Below are 24,512 nucleotides of genomic sequence, written 5' to 3' on the forward strand. Positions count from 1 at the left end.
ATTGCGGAAATGGCGGTCGGGTGGCGCGGCGAGGGAATCACTCGATCCCGTCAAGAAAAATTAACGGTGTATAAACGCCAAAATTCGTTTGCGCCGATGGTGGCGACACGTCAAGTTGTGCGAACGAAACGGCAGACCACCACATTTTGTTATCCGGCGCATCCTCGCACATAGCGGGTCCGAGCATCATGTGCGCCCGTCAGAGGCAGGGGTCGGCTTGGGCATTGGATATAAAGGGGCGCATACGCATGAAAATCGATCGTAAGTTCACCAAGGCCGGGCAGGACGCCTACGCCGCGCTGGAATTCACCACCACCGTCAGCGAGATTCGTAATCCCGACGGTACGGTCGTGTTCAAGAACGATGCGGTCGAAGTGCCCACAAGCTGGAGCCAGGTCGCCAGCGACGTCATCGCCCAGAAGTATTTCCGCAAGGCCGGCATCCCCGAAAAGCTGAAGCGCGTGAAGGAAAAGGGCGTGCCTGAATTTCTGTGGCGCTCTGTCCCTGATGGTGACTGCGCACGTGACGGCGAGTCGTCGGCCAAGCAGGTGTTCGACCGTCTGGCTGGTGCCTGGACCTACTGGGGCTGGAAGGGTGGGTACTTCACCACTGAAGAGGACGCGCAGGCCTATTTCGACGAGATGCGCTATATGCTGGCCACGCAAAAGGCTGCGCCGAACAGCCCGCAGTGGTTCAACACCGGTCTGCACTGGGCCTACGGCATCGACGGTCCCAGCCAGGGCCACCACTACGTGGACTGGCAGACAGGCGAGTTGACGGCCTCCAACTCCGCTTATGAGCATCCGCAGCCCCACGCCTGCTTCATTCAATCCGTATCCGATGACTTGGTGAACGATGGTGGCATCATGGACCTGTGGGTCCGTGAAGCGCGCCTCTTCAAGTACGGCTCTGGCACGGGATCGAACTTCAGCCAGTTGCGAGGCGAGGGTGAGCCCCTGTCCGGCGGCGGCAAGTCTTCGGGCCTCATGGGCTTCCTGAAGATCGGTGACCGCGCGGCAGGCGCCATCAAGTCGGGCGGCACCACGCGCCGGGCGGCCAAGATGGTGATCTGTGACGCCGATCACCCCGATATCGAGAAGTTCATCAACTGGAAGGTCATCGAAGAGCAGAAGGTCGCGTCGCTCGTGGCCGGTTCCAAGCTGCACGCCCGTGAGCTAAACGGCATCTTCGCCGCCATCGCCGAGAACGCCGATCAGGGTGACGACCGTTACGATCCCAACGCCAACGCCGCGCTGAAGGCCGCGATCAAATCCGCCAAGTCGGTTGCGATCCCGGAAACCTACATCAAGCGTGTGCTGGATTACGCCCGCCAAGGCTACACAAGCATCGAATTCCCGACCTACGATACTGACTGGGACTCCGAAGCCTATTCCTCCGTCTCTGGCCAGAACTCCAACAACTCGATCCGCGTGACCGACGCGTTCCTCAAGGCCGTCAAGGACGATGCCGACTGGGAACTGCTACGCCGCACCGATGGTTCTGTCGCCAAGACTCTGAAGGCCCGCGAATTGTGGGAGCAGGTCGGCCACGCCGCCTGGGCTTGCGCCGACCCCGGCATTCAGTTCCACGACACGGTGAACGCCTGGCACACTTGCCCCGAAGACGGCCCGATCCGCGGCTCGAACCCGTGTTCGGAGTACATGTTCCTGGACGACACGGCGTGTAACCTCGCCTCCATGAACCTGCTGACCTTCCTGAAGGACGGCGAGTTTCAGTCCGCCGACTACATGCACGCCACCCGCCTGTGGACGATCACGCTGGAAATCAGCGTGATGATGGCGCAGTTCCCCTCGAAAGAGATCGCGCAGCGCAGCTACGACTTCCGCACCTTGGGTCTGGGCTATGCCAACATCGGCGGCCTGCTGATGAACATGGGCTACGGCTACGACAGCATCGAGGGTCGCGCCCTGTGCGGTGCGCTGACCGCGCTGATGACGGGCGTGTCCTACGCCACATCGGCCGAAATGGCGTCCGAGCTGGGCGCGTTCCCCGGCTACGCCAAGAACGCCGAGCACATGCTGCGCGTCATCCGCAATCACCGTACAGCGGCCCACGGCAAGACCGACGGTTACGAAGGACTGGACGTGAAGCCGGTCGCTTTGGACCACGCCGACTGCCCCGATGCGTCCTTGATTGAGCTGGCCACCAGCGCCTGGGACGAGGCTTTGGCCTTGGGTGAGCAGCACGGCTACCGCAACGCTCAGGTATCGGTCATCGCGCCCACGGGTACCATCGGCCTGGTGATGGATTGCGACACCACGGGAATCGAGCCAGACTTTGCGCTGGTGAAGTTCAAGAAGTTGGCCGGTGGCGGCTACTTCAAGATCATCAACCGCTCTGTCCCTGCCGCTTTGGAAAAGCTGGGCTACGGCTCTGCCCAGATCGAAGAGATGGTCGCCTACGCCGTCGGTCACGCCAGCATGGGTAACGCACCGGGCATCAACCACACCTCTCTGATCGGTCACGGCTTCGGAGAGGCCGAGATCAAGGCGATCGAGGCCGCGCTGCCTACCGCGTTCGACATCAAGTTCGTCTTCAACCAGTGGACGCTGGGCGAAGAGTTCTGCACCAAGACGCTGGGCATCCCGGTTGCCAAGCTGAACGACCCGTCGTTCAACCTGCTGCAGCACCTTGGTTTCTCGAAGGCCGACATCGACGCTGCGAACACACACGTCTGCGGGGCGATGACGCTGGAAGGCGCACCGCATCTTGATCCCAAGCACTACCACGTGTTCGATTGCGCCAACGCCTGCGGCAAGATCGGCAAGCGGTATCTGTCCGTCGAAAGCCACATCCATATGATGGCGGCGGCGCAGTCGTTCATCTCTGGTGCGATCTCGAAGACGATCAACATGCCGAACTCGGCCACGGTCGAGGATTGCCAGAAGGCCTATGAGCTGTCGTGGTCTCTGGGCACCAAGGCCAACGCGCTGTACCGCGACGGCTCGAAGCTGTCGCAGCCGCTGGCCTCGGCCCTGATCGACGACGACGATGAGGCCGAAGAGGTTCTGGCCACCGGCACCGCGCAGGAAAAGGCGCAGGTGCTGGCCGAAAAGATCGTCGAGAAGATCATCTACAAGGAAGTCGCGCAGGCCCGCGAAAAGCTGCCCGAGCGGCGTCGTGGCTACACCCAGAAGGCCATCGTCGGCGGGCACAAGGTCTATCTGCGCACCGGCGAGTACAAGGACGGCAAGCTGGGCGAGATCTTCATCGACATGCACAAGGAAGGTGCTGGCTTCCGGGCAATGATGAACAACTTCGCCATCGCGGTGTCGGTCGGTCTGCAATACGGCGTGCCGCTGGAAGAGTTCGTGGATGCCTTCACCTTCACCCGTTTTGAGCCGGCGGGCATGGTACAGGGCAACGAGGCGATCAAGAACGCGACCTCAATCCTCGACTATATCTTCCGCGAGCTGGCCGTGTCCTACCTGGACCGTTCCGATCTGGCCCATGTGAAGCCCGAAGGTCAGTCCTTCGACGACCTTGGCCGGGGCGAGGAAGAGGGCAAGCGCAACTTCACCGAGGTTTCGGGATCGGACGGATCGTCCCCGCTGGACGTGCTGCGTCAGGTCGCATCCTCCGGCTACCTGCGGGGCCGTGCTCCGAAAGAGCTGGTCGTGATGCAAAACGGGGTGCGCAAGGCGGTGTCGCTGACGGACGGCGAGGCGGCGACCCTGTCCTCGCTGGAAACCTCGACCGCCACCATCGCGCAGGTCGACCCCCGCGCGAAGGCCAAGATGCAAGGTTACGAGGGCGACCCCTGCGGCGAGTGCGGCAACTACACGTTGGTGCGCAACGGCACCTGCATGAAGTGCAACACCTGCGGCGGCACGAGCGGGTGTAGCTGAATGACGCAGAAATATAAGCCGAGTGCTATACTCATCGAGGGCTGTACAAACACGACGATCCGTAATGTCAGGGCTTTTGGCTTCGAGAAGATTGTTGAATTAGTTGATAGCGACGATACTTCTGTTTCGCGTATTCACGGAGTAAACTGCGTGTATGCCGTTACTGCAAAGAATTCCAACCGGATCGAAATATCCGAGGTTCGTCTTCTAGATCAATTCCCGCAGCTCGGGTACTTCACCGAAAAAGAGCGTGAAGAAATCATCGCCGTACTGGTAAGCACGACTCCCGAGACAGTCGCTTCAGAACTGGAGCGTCGCGGTTATCGCGAGAAATCAGGATGGTCGCATGTTCAGTCTTGGGCTGAACTCGCAGCTCAATTCATCGAACTATTTCAGTAAACAAGTATGCGGAACACAGAACGCGGATCAGGGCGCAGGCAGAACGCATCACGAGCAGTCAACGAGTGATTCTGATCGGCGAAACTGGGGGGCCAATCGGCCCCCCATTTTCATGTCGGCTCCAGCACCGCCACCGTCTGCCAGCCCATCGAAAAGGTATTATCCGACAGTGTTGTCGTGTCCGGCTCTGACTCGAACGCAAGGGTCCAGTTTCCGTCCGGCAGGACCAGTTCCATATCGTCACCGCCGTTCACCGCGATCAGCACGCGATCGTTGTCATGAGACATATCCATTACGAACGGCTCGCCCGTATCGGTCCAGTCGGCATCCGCCATCGCCTCGCCATCCGCACCGCGCCAGACAATCTGCACCCCGTCGAACTTCCATCCCGACAGCATCGGCATCCGGCGGCGCAGCGCCGTCAGTTGTGCGACTGTTTCGATCAGCTCGGGCTGGGCGTGCCAACGTGTCCAGCCGATCTCGTTGTCCTGCGCATAGGCGTTGTTGTTGCCATCTTGACTGTTGCCCATCTCATCGCCCGCCAGCAGCATCGGCACACCGCGCGAGAGCATCAGCGTGGACAGCATCGCACGGACCCGGCGCAGGCGAGAGGCGGTGACGCCCTCATCCTCGGTCGGGCCTTCGACACCCATGTTGTCCGACAGGTTGTTGCCGTGGCCATCGCGGTTGTCTTCGCCATTCGCAATGTTGTGCTTTTTGTTGTAGGAGACCGTGTCCCACAGCGTGAAGCCGTCATGGGCCGCCACGAAATTGACTGACGACGTCGCGGGCCGGTTCGAGTGGTCGAACTGCACCGGGCTGCCCGACAGGCGTTCGGCCAAAGCGCCCTTGATCCCGTCGCTGCGCTTCCAGAAAGCGCGGGTGTCGTCGCGAAACTTGTCGTTCCACTCCCGGAAGGGCCACGGAAAACCGCCGACCTGATAGCCGCCGTCGCCGATATCCCAAGGCTCTGCGATGAGTTTGACGCCTGACAGAACCGGGTCTTGGCGGATCGCAGCGAAAAAGCCGCCCTCACGCTCGAACCCCGTCGCTTCGCGGCCCAAGGTGGACGCAAGGTCGAAGCGGAAACCGTCGACGTGCATCTCTTCGACCCAATAACGCAGCGAATCCAAAACCATGCGCAGGACCATGGGGTGCGCCACGTTCACCGTATTTCCCGTTCCTGTCACATCGTAGACGTAGCGCGGATCGTCGCCGTGCAGGTAGTAGGTCGCATTGTCGATGCCCCGGAACGACAGGGTGGGCCCGAGTTCCGAGCCTTCGGCGGTATGGTTGTAGACGACGTCCAGAATCACCTCGATCCCGGCCTCGTGGAACCGCTTTACGGCGTCCTTGATCTCTCCCCACGCGCCGGTCTTCAGGTAGCGGCGTTCGGGGGCGAAGAAGTTGAGCGTGTTGTAGCCCCAGTAGTTCGTCAGGTCCTTCTCGATCAGGTGACGGTCCTGCAGGAAGGCATGGACCGGCAGCAGTTCGATGGCCGTCACGCCAAGGGTCTTCAAGTGCTGGATCATCGTGTCACTGGCGAGACCGGCGAAGGTGCCGCGGATGTCTTCGGGGACATCCTCGTTCAGCATGGTCAACCCGCGCACGTGCGCCTCGTAGATCACCGTCTCGGACCACGGCGTCTCTAGTGCGGCATCGGCGTCCCAATCATAGGCGGGATCGGTCACGAAGGCCTTCGGCACGTATGGCGCGCTGTCGCGATCGTCGAAGGTCGTGTCATCGCCGGTTTCGACTTGATAGCCGAACAGCGCGTCATGCCACTGCACCGTGCCGTCAAGCTGCCGCGCATAGGGGTCGATCAGAAGTTTGTGGGGATTGAAGCGATGGCCGCGTTCCGGCGCGTAGGGGCCGTGGACGCGGTAGCCGTAACGCTGGCCGGGGCCGACGTTCGGCAAATAGCCGAACCATACGCCGCCTTCCATCATCGGCAGGTCCAGCCGCGTCTCGGTGTCGCCATCGTCGAACAGACACAGTTCAACCCGTTCTGCGTGCTCGCTGAACAGCGCGAAGTTCGTGCCGCTGCCGTCGAACGACGCGCCAAGCTTATTGGGTGACGCGGCGGATGCGTCGAAAGAGAATGATGTCACTGTGCCGTCCCTGAAAGAATGATCAGAGCGACAACGCTTATCACGCCTAAGGGTTTCCGCGCCGCAGCATTTCCGGTGTGACCAGCCACGTGCCTTTTTCGGTGCGTCTGAAGCGGTCCGCGTCGCTGCGAAAGCCCATTCCGATCATCGTGCCGAAGGGGATGACGGCGCCAGGGGCGACGATGCAATCCTGAAGGATTGAGCCTTTCGACACGAACGCACCCTGCATGATAAGGCTGTCTTGGCAGTCCCGACGGCTGCTTGCGGACTGGTCGGGCAGGGGAAAGGGCGCGTCTGGACCCATGAAATCGAGCGCCGCGTGCCGCAGTGCGTCAAGCGTGCCCACGTCGCGCCAGTAGAAGGGGGCAAGGTCCGCCGGGGTATGCGCAAAAGCACGCCCCTCCAGAATCATCTCTGGCAGAATGTCATGGCCAAAATCGAGGCCATCGGGATGGTCGATCAGTAGGGCCCGCAGCGTTTCCCACTTGAAGACATACAGCCCCATGCTGGCCAAGGACTGACCCGGCGCATTCGGAGCTTCCGGCGGCCTTGCAGGCTTTTCCAGAAAGCGGGTGATCCGCCTGGTGCGGTCCGTATCCAGCACGCCGAATGCGGTGGCCTCGGCTTGCGGGACCAGATCGACGGCGACTGTCACATCCGCTTCCGAGCGGCGATGGTCGGCAATCATGTCAGTGTAGTCCATTCGGTAGACGTGGTCCGCCGCCAGCACCACCACGTCGCGCGGGGCGATCGCGTCGATCTCCGGGATCAGCATCCGCACCGCATCCGCCGTGCCGCGTGCACCCTTCGTAACACTTGCGATGTCCGGGGCGTGGCGGAGGCCGACGTGAACCTTGTCGGCCCAACGACCCATCAGATGCTGGTTCAACTCGTCCGGGCGATACTGTGTCGCCACGAGTATCTGATACATCCCACTGCGCACCACGTTGTCCATCGTGAAATCCACGATCCGCGTTTGGCCGACAAAGGGTACGGCGGGCTTGCAGGTGGCATCCGTCAGTTCGTGCAATCGGGACCCTTGGCCCCCGGCAAGAAGGATCGGCAGAACGCCATCCGACACGTTTTGAATGCCCGAACGGGCGATGAGAGACGACAGTCCCACGCGATCCTCCCCCGGCACACACACGCCGGAATTGCACTACGAAAGGAGAGGTCGCCAAAGCCGGGACGGTTCCATCACTTTGGAATCGTGAAGCTATCCTTTGCCAACTCGAACCCGTCAAATCGGAAGCCCGGACTGACTGTACAGCCAACCAGCGTGTAGTCCCCAATGGTGCGCGCCGCCTGCCAGTGGTGGGCGGGAACGATGATCTGCGGCACCATGCCAGCGGCAAGATCGGGGCCAAGGGTATGGTCCTGCGCGGGACCGGCGTCGGTTTCGGACATCGACAGGATCAGTGGCGCGCCGGCGTAGAAGTGCCAGATCTCGACGGCATCGACGCGGTGCCAATGGCTGCTTTCTCCCGCCTTCAGCAGGAAGTAGATGCAGGTGCCGCTAGGCCGACCATCGCCCTCGGCCTCCCACGTCTGACGGTAGTGGCCGCCCTCTGGGTGCGGCTGCAGGGATAGATGCGCGATGATCTCTTCTGCGGTCATGGGAGCATCTCCGATAGCGTGACGAAGTCGGGCGCGACCGCGTCCCAATCGCCGGTCGGCTCCAAGTCGTCCGCCTGGTCGGGGCCGTATTCCGTTGGGCGTGGCACGAAGGCTGTGCGCAAACCCGCGTCGCCCGCGGCATGCAGATCGCCGTTATGCGCCGCAACCATCATCACGCGCTCTGGCGGAAGGCGCAACGCAGCGCAGGAGGCCAGATAGACCTGCGCCTTGGGCTTGTAATCCTGCGCGATCTCTGCGCCCAAAATGCAGTCCCACGGTAGGCCCGCGTGGCGGGCAAGGCGGGTCATCAAGGCGATGGACCCGTTCGAACAGGGAGCGATGATCCGTCTTGCGCGCATGGCGGTCAGCCCCGGAACGGTGTCGGGCCAAGGGGTCAGGCGTTCCCACGCGTTCGTCAGGGTGTCAGGATCGGCGCAGTTCAGATCGAAACGGTCCAATACCCGATCCAGATTTTCGCGGTGCAGCACCTCCAGCGGAACGTATCCCCGCCCGCCGTCTCGTACCCGGCGCATGGCGGGATCGTATTCCGCGCGCCACGCCAGCGCGACTGCCATGCCATCCGTACCGGGGATCGCGCTTGCGACTTCCGCAGCCACAGGCGTCAACCAGTCCACGCAGGTGCCGAAGACGTCGAAGATAAGGGCGTCGATCTGGCTCACGGGAACTCTCGCTGCTGTGACGCTGTTGGCTGTCGACACATATTTCAAGGATGTTCCCATGTTCCGCAATGCTCTCTTCGCCATCGCCCTGACGCTTCCCGCATCCGTGGCCATGGCCCAATCCGACTCGACCGCGTCAGACCCGAGCGCTTCCGACACCACCCAGATGGAAGAAGCCCAAACCGACGTCGCGCAGACCAAGGAAATGTCCCCCCTGACAGCCGGCATGCTGGAAGATGCAGACGTTGTCTCGCTAGAGGGCAATTACGACGTGCAGATGTGGGAGAACGCTGATCCGCTGAGCACCATGATCGCCGATCTGACGCGCATCGGCGGGGTCGAGGACGTGATGATCGACACGCAAGGCACGATCCTTGGCCTTACCACCGATGTCGGTGGCTTTCTGGGCATCGGCGAAAGCACTGTGATGATCCCGCTGGAAGACCTGCGCCTCATCCGCTCCAGCGCGGAAAGCGATGATGTCACGGTCATCACCCGCCTAAGCCGTGAGCAGCTCGAAAACCTTGAGCCGATGAACGACTAAAGCAACGGCACGAACGGTGCGGCGTCTTCCTCCAATACCCCCAAAGCGCGGGGATCGGGGAAGATGCGCACCTCTCGCCGCGTTGGTTTGAAGCCGTTGCGCATGTAGAAGCGCAGCGCAGTCGGACTGTCGAGCGTGCAGGTATTCAGGTGCACCGCCTCGATGGCCTGCTCGAACAGCATGGTCTGTATGTAGGACATCAGCCACGACCCGGTGCCCTTGCCGATGGCTTGCGGCGTCAGGCCGAAGAAGCTGATTTCCGGATTCAGCGGATCGCGCTGGTCCAGCTCGACCATGCCAAGAGGCGCACCGTCGCCTTCTACGGTGAACAGCGTTACGTCCGGGTCCAGCAGGATCTGCACCAGCGCGTCATCCTCCAACAGAAGTCGGGACGTCCACAGCCAGTCGCGCCCGATCATCTTGAACAACTCGCGGTAGACTCCCGGTTCGATCCGGTTCTCGCGCTTCAGTGTCACCCCGTCGGGGCGCGGTTTCAGCGCCACCGGTGTGTCGCAGGACAGATGGGTGACCACGACGGCCAACTGGCCCTTCGGCACTGCATAGCTGCCATCGGTCAGGGGGCGGGGGGCGATGTCCATGCGGTCTCCTTTCGGCTTGGCTGCTTAGCCTAGCGCAGGGTCGATGGGCGTCCATGCGCGACGGCGGGGAAGGGCCGTGGTAGAGAGCGCCATATTTGCCGGAGCAATCATGTCAGACCCTTTGCCGCCGCCATGCACCGATCCTGCGGGCGTGGCCGCACAATCTGCCGCCGCGATGAATACGCGCGGCACTTTGATCGCAACGGTCGTCGGGTCGAGCCTGGCGTTCATCGTTGGATCCATCGTCAACGTGGCGCTGCCCCGGATGCAGGCAGAGTTCGGCACCGGTCCCACTGGCGCGCAGTGGATCGTGAACGCTTACCTGCTGCCACTGGGGGCGCTGGTGTTGATCGGCGGCGCGCTCGGCGATCGGTACGGGCGGCGGCGTATCTTTCTGACAGGTCTGGCCGTGTTCACGCTGGCCTGTGGGTTGTGTGCGGTGGCATGGAGCTTTCCGGTTCTGCTGGCGGGCAGGGCGCTGGAAGGGGTGGGCGCCGCGATGTTCGCGCCCACATCGCTTGCGATCATTGCAGACGGTTTCCACGGCAAGGCGCGTGGCGCTGCTATCGGGACATGGGCCGCATCGGGGGCTGCGGCTGGGGCGCTGGCACCCCTGATCGGCGGGCTGATCGTAGATTCGGCAGGCTGGCGATGGGCCTTCGGCGCCATCATCCCGGTCGCCGCCTTCGCGTTCTGGCAGGCGTGGCGGTCCGTTCGGGAAAGCCGCGCGCCGTCAGATGACCGTGCGCCGCTGGACCTGCGGGGCGCAGGACTGTCTGGCGCCGGCCTGTTGGCAACGATCTGGGCGTTGATCGCACTGCCCGAACGCGGGGCGACGTTTGTGGTGCTGGCCGCGCTGTGCCTCGGCTTGGCGCTGCTGGCGGCCTTTGTCGCGGTAGAGCATCGTTTGGGCGACCGCGCGATGATGCCGCTCGCCCTGTTCGCCCGGCCCACCTTCGCGGGCCTCTCGCTGTTGACGCTGTTTCTCTACGCCGCGCTTGGAGGGCTGCTGGTGTTGCTGCCCTATACGCTGATCTCGGAACTCGACTACAGCGCCACCCAAGCCGGGGCGGCGATCCTGCCGTTCCCGCTGGTGTTGGGGCTACTCTCTCGCACGGTCGGCGGCGCACTGGCGGATCGGTTCGGGCCGCGTGCGCTGTTGATCGCGGGATCGCTGATGGTGACGGTGGGCTTCGCGCTGTTCGCTGCCGTGCCACCCGACAGCGTCGTCTACTGGCAGCACCTTTTGCCACCGTTGCTGGTGTTGGCCCTTGGGATGGCCGCGTCCGTGGCGCCACTGACGACAGCTGTGCTGAATAGTGCAGGCGCGCGGTTTACGGGCGTGGCGTCTGGGGTGAACAACGCGATCAGCCGTGTCGCAGGCCTGACCGCGACGGCGCTTCTGGGGCTGGTGTTGATCGGATCCGCGGAGAACCTGCTGGTGGGATTCGCCGCCGCCGCATGGGTTGGCGTCGCACTGGCATTGGCGAGCGCGGCAGCCGCGGTCTTCATGGTCGGTGACGACGCGGCAGAGTAAGGTGACGCCCCGGCGGATTGACCGGGGCGCAGCGTTCAGCGCAGGATCGACTTGCCTGCGTAGACGGCGGCTTCGCCCAGCATTTCCTCGATACGGATCAACTGGTTATACTTCGCCAGACGATCCGACCGTGACAGCGATCCGGTCTTGATCTGACCGCAGTTCGTGGCGACGGCGAGGTCGGCGATGGTCGCGTCCTCGGTTTCGCCAGAGCGGTGGGACATGACGTTCGTGTAGCGTGCACGATGAGCCATATCGACGGCACGCAGCGTCTCGGACAGGGTGCCGATCTGGTTGACCTTCACCAGCATAGAGTTCGCACACCCACGCTCGATCCCTTGGGCCAGACGGGCGGGATTGGTGACGAACAGGTCGTCGCCCACAAGCTGAACGCGGTCGCCCAGACGGTTGGTCAGGGCCTTCCAGCCGTCCCAGTCATCCTCGTCACAACCGTCCTCGATCGACAGGATCGGGTAGTCGTTGCACAGCTTTTCAAGGTAATCGACGTTCTCCTCGGGCGTCAGCGACGCGCCTTCGCCTTTCATCTCATACTTACCGTTCTCGAAGTATTCCGTGGCGGCGCAGTCCAGCGCCAGCATGATGTCGGTGCCGGGCGTGTATCCGGCCTTTTCGATGGACTTCATAATGAAATCAAGCGCATCGCGAGTGGACTTGATGTCGGGTGCGAAGCCGCCTTCGTCGCCGATGCCGGTGGCCAGACCGGCGGCTGACAGCTCCTTCTTCAGCGTGTGGAAAACCTCTGCCCCCATGCGCACGGCCTCACGGATGTTCTCCGCCGCCACGGGCATGATCATGAATTCCTGGATATCGATAGGATTATCAGCGTGTTCGCCGCCGTTGATGATGTTCATCATCGGCACGGGCAGGGTGCGGGCAGAGGTGCCGCCAACGTAGCGATATAGCGGCTGCATCGTGAACTCGGCGGCCGCCTTGGCGGTCGCAAGGCTGATGCCCAGAATGGCGTTTGCGCCCAGACGCGACTTCGTTTCGGTGCCATCCAGCTCGATCATCATGGCATCGATGCCTTCCTGGTCGGTGGCGTCGAAGCCCAAAAGCGCCTCTGCCAACTCACCATTCACCGCGGCAACGGCGTTCTGCACGCCCTTTCCCATGTAGCGCGACTTGTCGCCATCGCGCAGCTCGTGCGCCTCATACTGGCCGGTCGAGGCCCCGGACGGCACGGCGGCGCGGCCCATGGTGCCGTCTTCCAGAATAACGTCCACCTCGACGGTGGGATTGCCGCGACTGTCGAGGATTTCGCGTCCGTGGATGTCGATGATGGCGGTCATTGGGGGCTCCTAAGATGGGTGTTAGCGCAGGACTACCGCGCCGTGCGAGAGAATGGAACAATGCGGCGCACCTGTCTTTCGCGCCAGATCGCGTAAAGCCCCGCGCTGACCACGATGGCCGCACCGATCAGGGTCAGCGCGTCGGGGCGTTCGCCCAGAAGCGTCGTGCCGATGGCGAGAGCGAAGATCAGGCGGGTGTAGCGAAAGGGGATGACGGCGGACACGTCGCCGAGCCGGGTCGCCGCTGTCAGCACTGCGTATCCGAAAACGCCAAGCACCGTCGCGAAGCCTGCGGCACGCCAAGCCGTAACGCCGGCGTCCAATGAGACACCGCCCGGCACCATGAGCACGGCGCTGACGACGGACAGAAGAGCATAGGCCCAGAACGACAGTTGGACGGTCGAAATACGGCGGGGAATGCGGCGAGAGACGACGTCGCGCGTGGCCAAGCCCATGGCCGCGACGAGGGCGAGCAACGCTGGCGGCCGGAACCCTTCGAACCCCGGGCGCAGGATCAGAAGCACTCCGAACAGGCCGACGAGAACGGCCAGCCAGCGTCGCCAGCCCACCGTTTCACCTAGCCAGATCGCAGCGCCTGCGGTCACGAAGATCGGTGTGGCTTGCAGGATCGCGGCGGCGAGCGACAGTGGGATCAAGGACAACGCCGTGATGAAGCAGACGGTGGCGACGATCTCTGCCCCGTTGCGTGCGGCGACGCCGGGCAGCAGCAGATCACGTGAGATCAAGGGCATACCGCGCGCCAGGCAGATCGACCCGAAGATGAAGGCGCCGCCCACCGACAGGACGAACAGGACCTGCATCGCAGGCATGCCCGCCGTCGCGATCTTGATGAAGAAATCCTCTGTCGCGAAGAGCGCCATGGAAAGCACCATGAAGAGCATCGCGCGCATATTTTCGGGGTTCATCGGCATGCTCCGCGGGGCGTTGACGCAGGGCTAGTGCATCGCGTCAGGTTTGGACAGCGCGCGTGGTGACTATGAGACTGGGTATTTGGGAAAAGCAAAGAGTGAGGCGTGGATCAGAGGAGAAGCCTACCTGCCATGACGCGAACGGCGTGTCCCGCGATGGTGACGCCGGCAGTGTCGGCTGTGGCGTCGATGCGTGAGGGGCGACCCATGTCTTCGCCTTGTAGGATCGTCAGGTCGAGCGGTGCGCCATCCGCAAGATGCATTGCTAGTGCGGCGGCGGCAGAGCCAGTGGCGGGGTCCTCCGGGATGTTGTCCAAAGGCGCGAACATGCGGGCGTGAGTCGTATCGCCATCGCGGACGTAGGCGTAGACGGCGAAGTCGAAGGACGTGGGATAGCGGGCGTGCGCCTCGCGAAAGGCGGCAATGTCGGTGTCACAGCGCGAGAGCGTGGTGCGGTCGGGCAGGGGCGACATGGTGAAGGGCAGACCGACCGATACGGTGATGCACGGGCCGACGCTGCCGGGTGGCAGCATCAGGCAGCGGGCGACGAGGTCTGGTTCAGGGTGGTGCAAGGTTTCAAGCGTAGTCTCGCGCCGAAAACTGGCATGGCCGTTTCTGACATGAGCGGCGATGTCGCCCGCCGTGACGCGCAGGGTCAGCTCGGACGGCGCGCCTGCGTCATGCAATGCAACCGCCGTGCCGATCAGGGGGTGGCCCGCGAAGGGCACTTCCTGAGTGGGCGTGAAGATGCGGACGCCGGGTCGCGTCGTATCCTCACCCGGATAGACGAAGGTCGTTTCCGAGAAATTGAACTCTCGCGCGATCTTCTGCAGCGCGGCTTCGGAAAGGGCGCGCGCGTCCGGGATCACGGCAAGCGGATTGCCCCCGAACGCGGCGTCGGTGAAGACGTCGTAGACCGCGTAGGCGGTCAAATGGTGTAGAGCGGCGGCTTGCCTTGCGCCTGGTGGATCTCGTTCACCGTCAGTTGATCCAGCTTCAGCGCTTTGGCCAGACGGTCCAGATGCTCGGCCTCGGCGCGGTTGTCAGGCTCGATGGCGACGACGGATGCCGTGTAAACCTCGACCTCGTGGCCCTTGGGCGTGTCACGGGCCAGGCTTTCGGGGTTCACCGGATCAGCCATCTGCTTTTGCACAAAGGCGATTTCATGGCTGTCGCTGTCGCCAATCACTTCCATCAGCGTGGCGCGCTCTTGCTCGTCGATCTCGCCATCCGCCCGCGCGGCCTGGATCATCGCGCGGATCATCAAGCCAGAGACTTGCTCTTCCTCGGGGGTGTCCTCGGGCGTGTCGGCAGTGCTGTCGAGCAGACCTTTCATGCGGTCCGATCCGGCAGCGCCGCCCGAAAGCCCGGCCAATCCGCCCAGAAGACCGCCGAGGGAGTTCGACCCACCCGCGCCGCCGGTCGCATCGCCGGACATGCCCAACTGGCCGAGAAGGCCACCAAGGCCACCGCCCTGTCCGCCTTGGCCACCTGTGTTGGCCTTGGCCAGCTTGTCCTTGATCCCGGACATGCCGCCGGATTTCTGAAACGCCTGCACGCCCTTGGCGGCGGCGAATGCGAGTGCCATCTTCACGGCCATGTTCTTCAACGACATCTATGCGGTCTCCATTGAAACGGTCCCGCTATATCTGGGTCATCCGGCCGCATTAACAAGTGCGTGAAAGGCGGGAGAGCAAGGCCTCGGCGTTCAGATCCGCCACCGATCCGGCGATCTGGCCCCGTGGTTGATAAAGTCGGGTGGCGCAGTAGGCGTCGGCCACTGGCGCGGATGCGGTTTCGATAAGGGTCGCGGCTGTCAGCAACGTGGCAAGGCGTTCCACGTAAAGGCGTGCGAGTGCTTCTTGTGGTGCGCCGGGGAAGTCTGTTCGGAACTGGCTTAGTGCGGCATCAAAGGTCCGATCGGCACCTGCGGGGGCATCCAGCGCGGCCCACAGGGCATCGCGCGCGGCGTCGTCCTTGGCCAGCGTGCGCAAGATGTCCAGGCAGATCACGTTACCGGAGCCTTCCCAAATGCCGTTCAGCGGGGCTTCTCGATATAGCATCGGCATCGGCGTATCTTCGACGTAGCCCATGCCCCCCAGCACTTCCATCGCCTCGGCCACGACCGGGCCGCACCGCTTGTTGGACAGGAACTTCGCCAGTGCCACGCCCGCGCGGGCCAAAGGGGCGTCTTCGTCGAAGGCGCGCGCGATCCGCAGGCCCAAGGCCGTGGCCCCTTCCAGATCGAGCGCGAGGTCGGCCAGCACCTGCCGCATCAGCGGCTGATCGATCAAGCGGCGCTGGAACGTGCGGCGGCCTTCGACCCAGTGCATCGCTTCTGCCAGAGCCGCGCGCATCAGGCCAACGGGAGCCATGGCGGTATCGAGGCGCGTGTGGTGAACCATGCGGATGATGGCATTCACGCCACGCCCCGGTTCGCCGACCAGCAGCGCACGAGCGCCGTGAAATTCTATCTCGGCGCTGGCATTGGCACGGTTTCCCAGCTTGTCCTTCAGGCGCATCAGATGAATGGCGTTGCGGGTATTGTCTTCCAGCCAACGAGGGACAAGGAAACAAGTCAGCCCGTCGTCCGTCTGCGCCAGCGTCAGGAAGCCGTCGGACATGGGCGCAGAGCAGAACCATTTGTGGCCGGTCAGCCGCCAGGCGTTGCCGTCCGGCTCGGCGCGGGTGGTGTTGGCGCGCACGTCCGATCCGCCCTGCTTTTCGGTCATCGCCATGCCCATCGTCGCGGCGCGTTTGGCGGACAACGGCGCGATCGCCGAGTCGTAGTCAGGGGTGGCCAGCTTGTCGGCCCAGTCATCAAATCCGGTAGCCTGCAGGGCCGGGATGGCGGCGTAAGTCATCGTCATCGGGCAGCAGGTGCCCGGCTCGATCTGGCTCAACAGCGCGACCATGGCTGCATGGGTCACGTGACCGCCGCGCGCGCCCGACCACGGGTGGGCGGCGTAGCCATGGGACAGGCCCAGGCGCATGAGGTCGTGGTAAGCCGGATGAAACCGCACCTCGTCGAGCCGTGCGCCGGTGCGGTAGAAAATCAGGGCCTCGGGCGGGTGCTGGCGGGCATCCCGTCCGGTCTGCCAATGACCTGCCAGGGCACCGCCGAAGCGGGCGAGGTGGTCCAGGTCACCGCCTTGGGCGCGCACGTGATCGGCCAGAATGGGGTCGTCGGTGAAGGGATCGCGATCCACGGGCGCACCCGGCTGGTTGTCGACCGTGTGGGTCGCAAGCTGATTTTGCGGCTGGATCATCGACGCCCCCGATGTGGTGCGGACTTTGGAGCGGGTGAAGGGAATCGAACCCTCGTATTCAGCTTGGGAAGCTGCTGCTCTACCATTGAGCTACACCCGCGTCGGGATGTGCTTATCGCCGGTGTGGGCTTCGCACAAGAGCGGCTGGTGTGGCTTGGCTGCGAAAGCGGCAAGGCCCGCTGCGATGACAACGGGCCTTGAGCATTCAGCATAACGCAAAGTGCGTTAGCGCGGCATCAGAACGCCGTCGACCACGTGAATCACGCCATTCCCGGCCATGCGATCCGCCGCAACAATGCGCTGGATCGTGCCGTTTTCATCGAAGACGGCAGGCGGGTCAGAGCGCATCTGGATCGAAATGGCGTCGCCGGACAGGGTGGTCAGATCGACGAAACCGTCCCTTTGCCGCGCGCTGGCCAGATCGGCGGCGGTCAGCGTGCCGGGGACCGCGTGGGCCAGCAGAAGGGCGCTCAGCGCGTCACCCGACGGCAGGGCGCTAGCCGCCTCGAACGCGGCATCGTTCGGTGCGAAGATCGTGATGGGGTCGGGGCCGGACAAGGCATCGACCAGACCAGCCGCTTCCACGGCAGCGGCGAGTTGCGTCAAGTCGTCGGCCCCGGCGATCACATCAACCAACGTGTCGTCCGCGTTCCCGGCTGTCATCGGGTTGTCGGTGCGCATGCCATCTTCGGTGACCTCTGCCTCGCCCTCGATGCTCAAGGCGGCTTCTTCGGGCAACAGGACGGAGTCGATCACGTGGATCACGCCGTTCAATTGTTCGACATCGCGGATCGATACGCGAGCGACGGTGCCGCGCGGATCAGTCAGGGTCAGAGTGTCGCCATCCATCGCGAAGGTCACGTTGCAGCCGCCCACTGTTCCCATGGTGGTCGAGCCTTCCTCGGCCATGGCGCGCTGGATATCCGCGCGCATCATGTCGGCAGCGATCACATGGCAGGTCAGGATCTTCTGCAGATCATCCAGGTTTTGCGGCAACAGCAACGTCTCGACGGTGCCGTCGGGCAAGGCGGCGAATGCGGAATCGACCGGGGCGAAGACGGTGAAGGGACCGGGGCCGGTCAGCGTATCCACAAGTCCTGCGGCCTGAACCGCGGCCACAAGCGTCGTGTGATCGGCCGAATTCACGGCGTTTCCCACGATGGTCTTCTCGGGCGACATCTCTGCACCACCGACAATCGGCAATCCATTGGGTCCGGTTTCCTGCTCTTGCGCGAACGCAGGCAGTGCGGCCAGGCAAAGGCCAAAGGGAATGAGGGCAAGTCGCATGAGAGGCTCCCGTTCTGGTGCATTCGTCTTTCCAGTTACGTAGATCGCCGGTTGAAAGTTTCACCTTCGGGTATCGTTGCGCCGCGCGGCGCGCCACGCGGTCCAGTCTTCTGGTGTATCCAGATCGGTGACGGCAGCGTCGCCCGGCAGGGGCACAAAGATCGGGTCATGCAGAAAGGTACGCGCGCCGGTGTCGCCCCTCAGTTCACCGAAACGCGCAACCAGAGATGCCGGAAACAGAACGGGTTGACCGGGTACGCCAGCTTCGGACGTCGCGCGTACCGGACGCGTGCCATCGCGGGCGGCGATCAAAGCTCCCATGTGTGCGGTCGTAATTTCGGGCATATCGCCGAGGCAAATCAAAAGATCGGTGGTCACGTGCTGGAGCGCCCGGAAGGATGCAGACATGCCTGTGTCTGCGTCGGGAATGGAGATGATCGTTACATCCAATCCATCCAGCGCAGATCTTCGTTTGACGGCATCGGTGGGTATGGTGACGATGACCGGAAAGCCGGTCTCCAAACCGCGCTGTGCCAGCACGCGCAAAAGTGGCAGGCCGTCCACGGGTTCCAGTAACTTGTCGCCGCCACGCATCCGGCTGCCAGAACCGGCCCCGAGGATCGCGATTGTCAGCCTATTCATGGCGCAACAAAGCGTCACCCGCGCCGGGAACCCATTGTCCGACTCGGTGTTGGTCAAGTGACGAATGGCTCTGCCGGGGCACAAGGTCGTTGCTTTCCGCAACGAAGGTTCTGCTCCCCGTAGATCTCCGACCCTGTCCCGGTCGGTTTGCCCCCGGCGCCGCGTCTTTGGCGGTCTCGACTTGTCCCGGTCGAGATCGCCTTTTTCTTTGCCAGTGTCGGCGCTCAGTCGCCCTGACCATGCGATCCACGCTCGCGGTAAGGGGTCGTCTGGTAATGCGCGCGGTAGCACTTCGAGAAATGCGACGGAGAAGTGAATCCGCAGGCCAGCGCCACGTTGATGACGCTCATGTCGGTTTGCATCAGCAGATTGCGCGCACGGCCTAGGCGCAGCTCCATGTAGTAGCGTTTCGGGCTGCGATTCAGGTAGCGCCGGAACAGGCGTTCGAGCTGGCGAGTGGACAGTCCGACCTCTGTCGCCAGCGTGGCGGGGCTGATCGGTTCTTCGATATAGGCTTCCATCCGCTGGATGACCTGCGCCAGCTTCGGGTGCCGCACGCCGATGCGGGTCGGCGTAGACAGGCGCTGCTGGTCCTGATCCGTGCGGATGGATGAATAAATCAACTGGTCGGCCACCGCGTTGGCGATATCCTCTCCCTGATCCCGTGCAATCAAGCGCAACATCAGGTCGATGGATGCCGTGCCGCCCGCCGTTGTCATACGATTGCCATCAATGCAGAAAACGCGTCGGGTCAGTTCGACGTCGTCGAATTCTTCTGCGAACCCGTCCTGATTTTCCCAGTGGATCGTCGCGCGCTTGTCTTCCAGCAGACCCGCGCGGGCCAGCGTGACAGCAGCCGTGCACAACCCGCCAATCACCGATCCACGCCGCGCCTCGCGCCGCAACCAGTTTAGAACGCGCTTGCTGGAGGCTTCGGCCACGTCGATCCCGCCGCAGACCAAAATGGTCGCATCGCGCGGCGGATCGCCCAGATCGTCGTCCAGAGTGAAGGTCACGCCGGCCGAACAGGTCTTGGTCTCACCGCCGTCGCCGGTCAGCGACCATGTATAGAGAGTGCTACCCGCCACACGGTTGGCGATGCGCAGGCATTCGACCGCTCCGGAAAAGCTGAGCAGGCTGAACCGGTCGAGCAGCAGAAATGTCACATGCCGCACGGCACCCTCGGCCAAAGGCGCACGACTGACGGGAGAGGCGGATTGCGGCAAGGGCAGGGTCCTTCGCGGAAATATCGGCGGACGGAACCATCAAACGCGGTCTGCCGCAAGAGCGTGAGAAAGCGGCCCGAACGGATTTGCAAGCCGGGCGGGGCGTGCGTATAGCTGATCGCCGAACAGATTGACGGGGATAGGACCGATGCAGATGTCCGGAATTGAAAGCTGGCGCGACAAAGAGCGGATCCAGATGCCGGTCTATACCGACACGGCTGCGCTGAACGCCGTTGAAGCACAGTTGCGTGGTCTGCCGCCGTTGGTCTTCGCGGATGAGGCGCGACGTCTGCGGTCAGAATTGGCCGCCGTCAGCCGTGGAGAAGCGTTCTTGCTGCAGGGCGGCGATTGCGCCGAAAGCTTCGAGCAGTTCGGCCAGAGCCAGGTGCAGGATTTCTTCAAGGTCATGCTGCAGATGGCCATGGTTCTGACTTATGGCGCCAAGGTGCCCGTGGTGAAGGTCGGCCGTATCGCGGGCCAGTTCGCCAAGCCGCGTTCGGCCCCGACCGAAACGGTCGATGGCGTCGAGCTGCCCAGCTACCGTGGTGACATCATCAACGGTTTCGATTTCGACGAAGCGTCCCGCATCCCCGATCCGAACCGCATGATCGAGGCCTACACCCAGGCCGCGGCAACGCTGAACCTGCTGCGTGGGTTCGCGCGCGGGGGCTTTGCCGACATCAACAAGGTCCACCAGTGGACGCTGGACTTCACCGCCGAGGATAAGGCCGAAGCCTACCGCGGGATCGCCGATGCGCTTCAGGACACGCTGGACTTCATCAAGGCTGCTGGCCTGAGCCCGCGCAAGGCGGAAGAACTGGCGACCGTGGATTTCTACACCAGCCATGAAGGTCTGCTGCTTGAGTATGAAGAGGCGTTGACTCGTGTCGATCCGCGCAGCGGAGAGCTTGTCGCAGGGTCCGGCCATCTGATCTGGATCGGTGACCGCACACGTCAGCCTGACGGCGCACATGTGGATTTCTGCTCCAAAGTGATGAACCCCATCGGCCTGAAGTGCGGTCCGACCACCAGCGCCGAGGATCTGAAGGTTCTGGTCGACAAGCTGATGAACGGTAAGCTGGACGACGCGGGCCGCTTGATGCTGATCACGCGTTTCGGGGCCGAAAAGGTGGACGAGCATCTGCCCCGGCTGATCGAGACTGTGCAAGAGATGGGCGCACAGGTCGTCTGGACCTGCGATCCAATGCACGGAAACACGATCAAGTCCGCCTCCGGTTACAAGACCCGTCCGTTCGAGGATGTGCTGGGCGAGGTGCAGGCGTTCTTCCGTGTCCATCAGGATGCGGGCACCGTTCCGGGCGGCGTGCATTTCGAGATGACCGGTCAGGACGTGACCGAATGCACCGGCGGTTTGCGTGCTCTGACGGACGAGGATCTGTCGGACCGTTACCACACGGCCTGCGATCCCCGCTTGAACGCCGATCAGGCGCTGGAACTGGCGTTCTTGGTCAACCAGCTGATGCGTGAAGGCCGTGGGAACGTGAAGGCGGCGGCGCGCGCCTGATTTGGTGCCGGTGGCGATCTGGCTGTGATGAGCCGGATCGCGCCGGTGACAAGTGGGCAACCGCTTTCACGAGATATGAGAACACGCGCAGCTTGCAATTAAAGCTACGAGTGGTCTTGGATCAATGCGGCTTTACCCACGCGCGATCTAACTTATAACCCGGAACCCCTGGCGGCGGCGCAGAACCTCGCGCGCCCGGTCGGCCGTCTCAAAATCGGGTTCGCCTCTCGGCTCGATAACGGCGCGCAATTTGCGATCGACGCATTGCAACGCGCGGCGGGACTCTCCGCAGATCTCAAACCGTGTCATCGCACCTGTCGCACCTTGCGGCAGTGTCACGAACCCCAGACCAAGCCTTACATCACCGTCGCGATCACGAAGCGGCAGCAGGATCAGCGATGCCCGGTTGCGCTTGCGAAAGGTGCTGCGTGGACCGGCAAGGCCCAATTCGATGCGGGCGGGCTGCTCGAACAGCGCAAGGGTCGCATCGCCCAGCCAGTCGCGCGACGGCGGCACGACAAGGGTGGACAGCGGCATGCCGCGCAGATCGTGTCCGGGAAGCGCCGTGATGCGCTGCCCGGCCAGCCGGATCCGCGCCTGTCGCGGGGCGATACGCTCGATCAGAAGCATCCGGTCAAGGCAGGACGCAATGGCGTTCGGGTCAAGATCGGCACGGTCGGGCACATCGCGTGACCCGCCGATGGCGCGCCAATGCGCTTCCAGTTTGGCGCGGTCCGGATCGGCCAAGCCATCTGCTTGTGTCAGTCTTATGATCTTGTCGTCATGTTTCATCACCCGCACCCCTGCAAGCGCGGTCTTGCGGTGGTATCTTTACCGCGAAGCCGCCATCATCCCCACAACGTGGAAATAGCATGGCGGCTCCAAGATTACCGCCCCTTTACTTAGCAAGAGGTTAACGCCGATGACCCAGTCGATGACCGGATTCGCCAGTGCCACCGGGGCGCACGACGGTTGGAGCTGGTCGTGGGAGGTGCGGTCGGTCAACGGCAAGGGCCTTGATCTGCGGTTGCGCCTTCCCGACTGGATCGGCGAGCTCGAGGCCGGGGTGCGTGCTCGTCTTCAGGCCGCCTTGTCACGGGGGAACGTCACCTGTGCGCTAAGACTGGATCGCGATACACAGGGCGGCATGGACCGGGATGCCGTGCAGGCCGCCATCCGTCAAATCGCGGCGATCGAGGATATGGCCGCCGAGATGGGGCACCCGCTGACGCCCGTGCGCGCCATTGACCTGATGGGTATGCGCGGCGCGCCGTCGAAGCTGGATGAGAGTGCCGAGGCGGCTTTGCGCGACGCGCTTCTGGCGCAACTGGATGCAGAAGTCATGCCGGCTTTCGTCGACAGCCGCTCGGCAGAAGGACAGGCGCTGGACGCCATCCTGATGGGGCAGGTGGATCGCATCGCCGACCTGACCACCCGCGCCGCGACCGCCGCGACAGAGCGCGCGGCGGGGCAGGGGAACGCCCTGCGGGCCGCCATCGCGCGCATCAGCCCAGAGATTGCGGTCGACGAAGGGAGATTGGCGCAAGAGCTTGCCCTGTTGGCTGTGAAACAGGATGTCACGGAAGAACTGGACCGTCTTGGCGCCCATGTGGAGGCTGCGAAAGAGCTGATCCGCGGCGAAGGACCCAAGGGACGCAAGCTCGACTTCCTGATGCAGGAGTTCAATCGTGAGGCGAACACGCTGTGCGCGAAGTCCCAAGACGCCGCTCTGACGGCCATCGGACTTGACCTCAAAACCGCGATAGATCAGTTGCGCGAGCAGGTTCAGAACGTGGAGTGATCCGGTGCCAAAGACCCGCCGCGGCCTTCTCATCATCCTTTCCTCGCCCTCCGGTGCGGGTAAGACGACGCTCGCACGTCGGCTGATGGCGTGGGACCCGTCGCTGAAGTTTTCCGTGTCTGCCACGACCCGCGCGCCGCGCACGGGTGAGCAGGAGGGCCGCGAATACTACTTCCGCGATCGCACCGAATTCGAGCGTATGGTCGAACGTGGCCAGATGCTGGAGCACGCAGAAGTGTTCGGAAACCTGTATGGCTCTCCTGTCGGCCCGGTGGATCAGGCCATCGGCGCGGGTCAGGACGTTTTGTTCGACGTGGATTGGCAGGGCGGCCAGCAGATCCGCAACTCGGTCCTTGGCAAGCACACACTGTCGATGTTCATCCTGCCGCCGTCGATCGCCGAGCTGGAACGTCGCTTGCGCGAGCGGGGGCAGGACAGTGACGAGGTGATCCAAGCCCGGATGCACAAAAGCCGGGACGAGATAAGCCATTGGCCGGAATACGATTATGTTTTGGTGAACGATGATCTGGACGAGACCGAAGCGCGCCTGCGCACTATCATACAAGCCGAACGCCTGCGCATTTCGCAGCAGCCGGGGCTGGTGGACGCGGTGCGCCAACTGAACACGGAATTCGAGGATTATGCATGATCTACGACTTGGGCGGACACACCCCGATGCTGGACGACGCGGCGTGGGTCGCGCCAGACGCGAACGTCATCGGTAAGGTCATTCTACGTGCGCGGTCGAGCGTGTGGTTCGGCGCGACCCTGCGCGGCGACAATGAAGAGATCGTGGTGGGCGAAGGCAGCAACGTGCAGGAAAACTGCGTGCTGCACACCGATATGGGCTATCCGTTGACCATCGGCACGGATTGCACCATCGGCCACAAGGCAATGCTGCATGGCTGCACCATCGGTGACGAGACGCTGATCGGCATGGGGGCGACGGTGCTGAACGGGGCCAAGATCGGACGCAATTGCCTGATCGGGGCAGGGGCCATGGTGACGGAAGGCAAGGTGATCCCCGATGGCTCTATGGTGCTGGGCGCACCGGGGAAGGTTGTGAAAGAGCTGGATGATCAGGCGATCCAGATGCTGAAGGCCAGCGCGCTGAGCTACCAGAAGAACGCCGAACGCTTCGCCCGCGACCTGACGGCGCTGTCATGA

Annotated in this window: 22 protein-coding genes and 1 tRNA gene; 8 read left to right on the plus strand and 15 right to left on the minus strand. The window is 63.1% G+C overall.

Translation table 11 applies throughout. From position 1 onward, the window contains the following. Window positions 1-248 precede the first annotated feature (248 nt). Both FIU81_RS06825 and FIU81_RS06830 read left to right on the plus strand, forming a co-directional pair. A complete protein-coding gene (locus FIU81_RS06825; protein ID WP_124112810.1) occupies window positions 249-3,869 on the plus strand; it encodes a vitamin B12-dependent ribonucleotide reductase in 3,621 nt (1,206 codons plus the stop codon). After that, on the plus strand, window positions 3,870-4,268 hold the full coding sequence (locus FIU81_RS06830; RefSeq protein ID WP_124112811.1) for a hypothetical protein: 399 nt from the start codon (window positions 3,870-3,872) through the stop codon (window positions 4,266-4,268). It abuts the gene before it with no gap. Window positions 4,269-4,378: 110 nt separating this feature from the next. Here FIU81_RS06830 and glgX read toward each other — a convergent pair whose 3' ends face one another. The 4 genes from glgX to FIU81_RS06850 all read right to left on the minus strand — a co-directional run bounded on the left by glgX (window position 4,379) and on the right by FIU81_RS06850 (window position 8,676). Next, entirely contained in the window at window positions 4,379-6,379 is a 2,001-nt protein-coding gene (gene glgX / locus FIU81_RS06835; protein WP_124112812.1) for a glycogen debranching protein GlgX, read from the minus strand. Between the two features lie 46 nt (window positions 6,380-6,425). Next, window positions 6,426-7,502 (minus strand): sugar phosphate nucleotidyltransferase, encoded by a 1,077-nt coding sequence (locus tag FIU81_RS06840; protein ID WP_172971418.1) that lies wholly within the window; start codon window positions 7,500-7,502, stop codon window positions 6,426-6,428. A 74-nt stretch (window positions 7,503-7,576) separates the two neighbouring features. Then, on the minus strand, window positions 7,577-7,996 hold the full coding sequence (locus tag FIU81_RS06845; RefSeq protein ID WP_124112814.1) for a cupin domain-containing protein: 420 nt from the start codon (window positions 7,994-7,996) through the stop codon (window positions 7,577-7,579). Then, window positions 7,993-8,676: a haloacid dehalogenase type II gene (locus FIU81_RS06850; RefSeq protein ID WP_254696017.1), complete on the minus strand. Its 684-nt coding sequence runs from the start codon at window positions 8,674-8,676 to the stop codon at window positions 7,993-7,995. Before FIU81_RS06850 ends, FIU81_RS06845 begins: the two co-directional genes overlap by 4 nt. 58 nt (window positions 8,677-8,734) lie before the next feature. Between FIU81_RS06850 and FIU81_RS06855 the strand changes: the two genes are divergently transcribed. Further along, window positions 8,735-9,220, plus strand: coding sequence for a PRC-barrel domain-containing protein (locus FIU81_RS06855; RefSeq protein WP_172971419.1), 486 nt, complete (start codon window positions 8,735-8,737; stop codon window positions 9,218-9,220). On the opposite strand, the gene FIU81_RS06860 is transcribed toward FIU81_RS06855, so the two are convergent. Further along, on the minus strand, window positions 9,217-9,819 hold the full coding sequence (locus FIU81_RS06860; RefSeq protein WP_124112817.1) for a GNAT family N-acetyltransferase: 603 nt from the start codon (window positions 9,817-9,819) through the stop codon (window positions 9,217-9,219). The two genes, FIU81_RS06855 and FIU81_RS06860, sit on opposite strands and share 4 nt — an antisense overlap. 109 nt (window positions 9,820-9,928) lie before the next feature. On the opposite strand from FIU81_RS06860, the gene FIU81_RS06865 reads away from it, so the two are divergent. After that, window positions 9,929-11,356 (plus strand): MFS transporter, encoded by a 1,428-nt coding sequence (locus FIU81_RS06865; RefSeq protein ID WP_124112818.1) that lies wholly within the window; start codon window positions 9,929-9,931, stop codon window positions 11,354-11,356. A 35-nt stretch (window positions 11,357-11,391) separates the two neighbouring features. On the opposite strand, the gene eno is transcribed toward FIU81_RS06865, so the two are convergent. The 9 genes from eno to FIU81_RS06910 form a co-directional block, all read right to left on the minus strand. After that, window positions 11,392-12,666 carry a phosphopyruvate hydratase gene (gene eno, locus FIU81_RS06870; protein WP_124112819.1) on the minus strand — a complete coding sequence of 425 codons (1,275 nt, stop codon included), beginning with the start codon at window positions 12,664-12,666 and terminating at the stop codon, window positions 11,392-11,394. Between the two features lie 32 nt (window positions 12,667-12,698). Continuing rightward, a complete protein-coding gene (locus FIU81_RS06875) occupies window positions 12,699-13,592 on the minus strand; it encodes a DMT family transporter (RefSeq protein ID WP_124112820.1) in 894 nt (297 codons plus the stop codon). Between the two features lie 113 nt (window positions 13,593-13,705). Beyond that, a complete protein-coding gene (locus tag FIU81_RS06880; protein ID WP_124112821.1) occupies window positions 13,706-14,527 on the minus strand; it encodes a PhzF family phenazine biosynthesis protein in 822 nt (273 codons plus the stop codon). After that, window positions 14,524-15,210, minus strand: coding sequence for a DUF533 domain-containing protein (locus tag FIU81_RS06885; RefSeq protein WP_124112822.1), 687 nt, complete (start codon window positions 15,208-15,210; stop codon window positions 14,524-14,526). The genes FIU81_RS06880 and FIU81_RS06885 overlap by 4 nt, the downstream gene beginning before the upstream one ends. A 52-nt stretch (window positions 15,211-15,262) precedes the next feature. After that, window positions 15,263-16,864 carry an acyl-CoA dehydrogenase family protein gene (locus FIU81_RS06890; protein WP_124112823.1) on the minus strand — a complete coding sequence of 534 codons (1,602 nt, stop codon included), beginning with the start codon at window positions 16,862-16,864 and terminating at the stop codon, window positions 15,263-15,265. 26 nt (window positions 16,865-16,890) lie between these two features. After that, window positions 16,891-16,964, minus strand: a tRNA-Gly gene (locus FIU81_RS06895). Window positions 16,965-17,089: 125 nt separating this feature from the next. Continuing rightward, window positions 17,090-18,151, minus strand: a complete 1,062-nt coding sequence (locus FIU81_RS06900; RefSeq protein WP_124112824.1) for a fasciclin domain-containing protein — start codon at window positions 18,149-18,151, stop codon at window positions 17,090-17,092. Window positions 18,152-18,211: 60 nt separating this feature from the next. Then, window positions 18,212-18,793, minus strand: a complete 582-nt coding sequence (locus FIU81_RS06905) for an NTP transferase domain-containing protein (protein WP_124112825.1) — start codon at window positions 18,791-18,793, stop codon at window positions 18,212-18,214. A gap of 224 nt (window positions 18,794-19,017) precedes the next feature. After that, complete coding sequence (locus FIU81_RS06910; RefSeq protein ID WP_124112826.1) at window positions 19,018-20,025, minus strand: GlxA family transcriptional regulator; 1,008 nt, start codon at window positions 20,023-20,025, stop codon at window positions 19,018-19,020. Between the two features lie 148 nt (window positions 20,026-20,173). Between FIU81_RS06910 and FIU81_RS06915 the strand changes: the two genes are divergently transcribed. Further along, window positions 20,174-21,544 (plus strand): class II 3-deoxy-7-phosphoheptulonate synthase, encoded by a 1,371-nt coding sequence (locus FIU81_RS06915; RefSeq protein ID WP_124112827.1) that lies wholly within the window; start codon window positions 20,174-20,176, stop codon window positions 21,542-21,544. A gap of 147 nt (window positions 21,545-21,691) precedes the next feature. Here the strand turns inward: FIU81_RS06915 and FIU81_RS06920 are convergent, their stop codons facing one another. Continuing rightward, complete coding sequence (locus tag FIU81_RS06920) at window positions 21,692-22,336, minus strand: PAS domain-containing protein (RefSeq protein WP_124112828.1); 645 nt, start codon at window positions 22,334-22,336, stop codon at window positions 21,692-21,694. Window positions 22,337-22,466: 130 nt separating this feature from the next. Between FIU81_RS06920 and FIU81_RS06925 the strand changes: the two genes are divergently transcribed. Genes FIU81_RS06925 through FIU81_RS06935 form a run of 3 tightly spaced genes read left to right on the plus strand, consistent with a single transcriptional unit; the run spans window position 22,467 to window position 24,512 of the window. Next, window positions 22,467-23,345, plus strand: coding sequence for a YicC/YloC family endoribonuclease (locus FIU81_RS06925; RefSeq protein ID WP_124112829.1), 879 nt, complete (start codon window positions 22,467-22,469; stop codon window positions 23,343-23,345). Window positions 23,346-23,349: 4 nt separating this feature from the next. Continuing rightward, complete coding sequence (gene gmk / locus FIU81_RS06930; RefSeq protein WP_124112830.1) at window positions 23,350-23,994, plus strand: guanylate kinase; 645 nt, start codon at window positions 23,350-23,352, stop codon at window positions 23,992-23,994. Continuing rightward, on the plus strand, window positions 23,991-24,512 hold the full coding sequence (locus FIU81_RS06935) for a gamma carbonic anhydrase family protein (protein ID WP_124112831.1): 522 nt from the start codon (window positions 23,991-23,993) through the stop codon (window positions 24,510-24,512). Before gmk ends, FIU81_RS06935 begins: the two co-directional genes overlap by 4 nt.

This window comes from Palleronia sp. THAF1 (genome assembly GCF_009363795.1).
Classification (GTDB): Bacteria; Pseudomonadota; Alphaproteobacteria; order Rhodobacterales; family Rhodobacteraceae; genus Palleronia.

Excerpts from the sequence above, each read along its gene's own strand:
- FIU81_RS06825 (WP_124112810.1), top strand. The coding sequence starts at position 249 with ATGAAAATCGATCGTAAGTTCACCAAGGCCGGGCAGGACGCCTACGCC.
- FIU81_RS06830 (WP_124112811.1), top strand. The coding sequence starts at position 3,870 with ATGACGCAGAAATATAAGCCGAGTGCTATACTCATCGAGGGCTGTACA.
- FIU81_RS06845 (WP_124112814.1), bottom strand. The coding sequence starts at position 7,996 with ATGACCGCAGAAGAGATCATCGCGCATCTATCCCTGCAGCCGCACCCA.
- FIU81_RS06855 (WP_172971419.1), top strand. The coding sequence starts at position 8,735 with ATGTTCCGCAATGCTCTCTTCGCCATCGCCCTGACGCTTCCCGCATCC.
- FIU81_RS06860 (WP_124112817.1), bottom strand. The coding sequence starts at position 9,819 with ATGGACATCGCCCCCCGCCCCCTGACCGATGGCAGCTATGCAGTGCCG.
- FIU81_RS06865 (WP_124112818.1), top strand. The coding sequence starts at position 9,929 with ATGTCAGACCCTTTGCCGCCGCCATGCACCGATCCTGCGGGCGTGGCC.
- eno (WP_124112819.1), bottom strand. The coding sequence starts at position 12,666 with ATGACCGCCATCATCGACATCCACGGACGCGAAATCCTCGACAGTCGC.
- FIU81_RS06875 (WP_124112820.1), bottom strand. The coding sequence starts at position 13,592 with ATGAACCCCGAAAATATGCGCGCGATGCTCTTCATGGTGCTTTCCATG.
- FIU81_RS06885 (WP_124112822.1), bottom strand. The coding sequence starts at position 15,210 with ATGTCGTTGAAGAACATGGCCGTGAAGATGGCACTCGCATTCGCCGCC.
- FIU81_RS06890 (WP_124112823.1), bottom strand. The coding sequence starts at position 16,864 with ATGATCCAGCCGCAAAATCAGCTTGCGACCCACACGGTCGACAACCAG.
- FIU81_RS06900 (WP_124112824.1), bottom strand. The coding sequence starts at position 18,151 with ATGCGACTTGCCCTCATTCCCTTTGGCCTTTGCCTGGCCGCACTGCCT.
- FIU81_RS06905 (WP_124112825.1), bottom strand. The coding sequence starts at position 18,793 with ATGAATAGGCTGACAATCGCGATCCTCGGGGCCGGTTCTGGCAGCCGG.
- FIU81_RS06915 (WP_124112827.1), top strand. The coding sequence starts at position 20,174 with ATGTCCGGAATTGAAAGCTGGCGCGACAAAGAGCGGATCCAGATGCCG.
- FIU81_RS06920 (WP_124112828.1), bottom strand. The coding sequence starts at position 22,336 with ATGAAACATGACGACAAGATCATAAGACTGACACAAGCAGATGGCTTG.
- FIU81_RS06925 (WP_124112829.1), top strand. The coding sequence starts at position 22,467 with ATGACCCAGTCGATGACCGGATTCGCCAGTGCCACCGGGGCGCACGAC.
- FIU81_RS06935 (WP_124112831.1), top strand. The coding sequence starts at position 23,991 with ATGATCTACGACTTGGGCGGACACACCCCGATGCTGGACGACGCGGCG.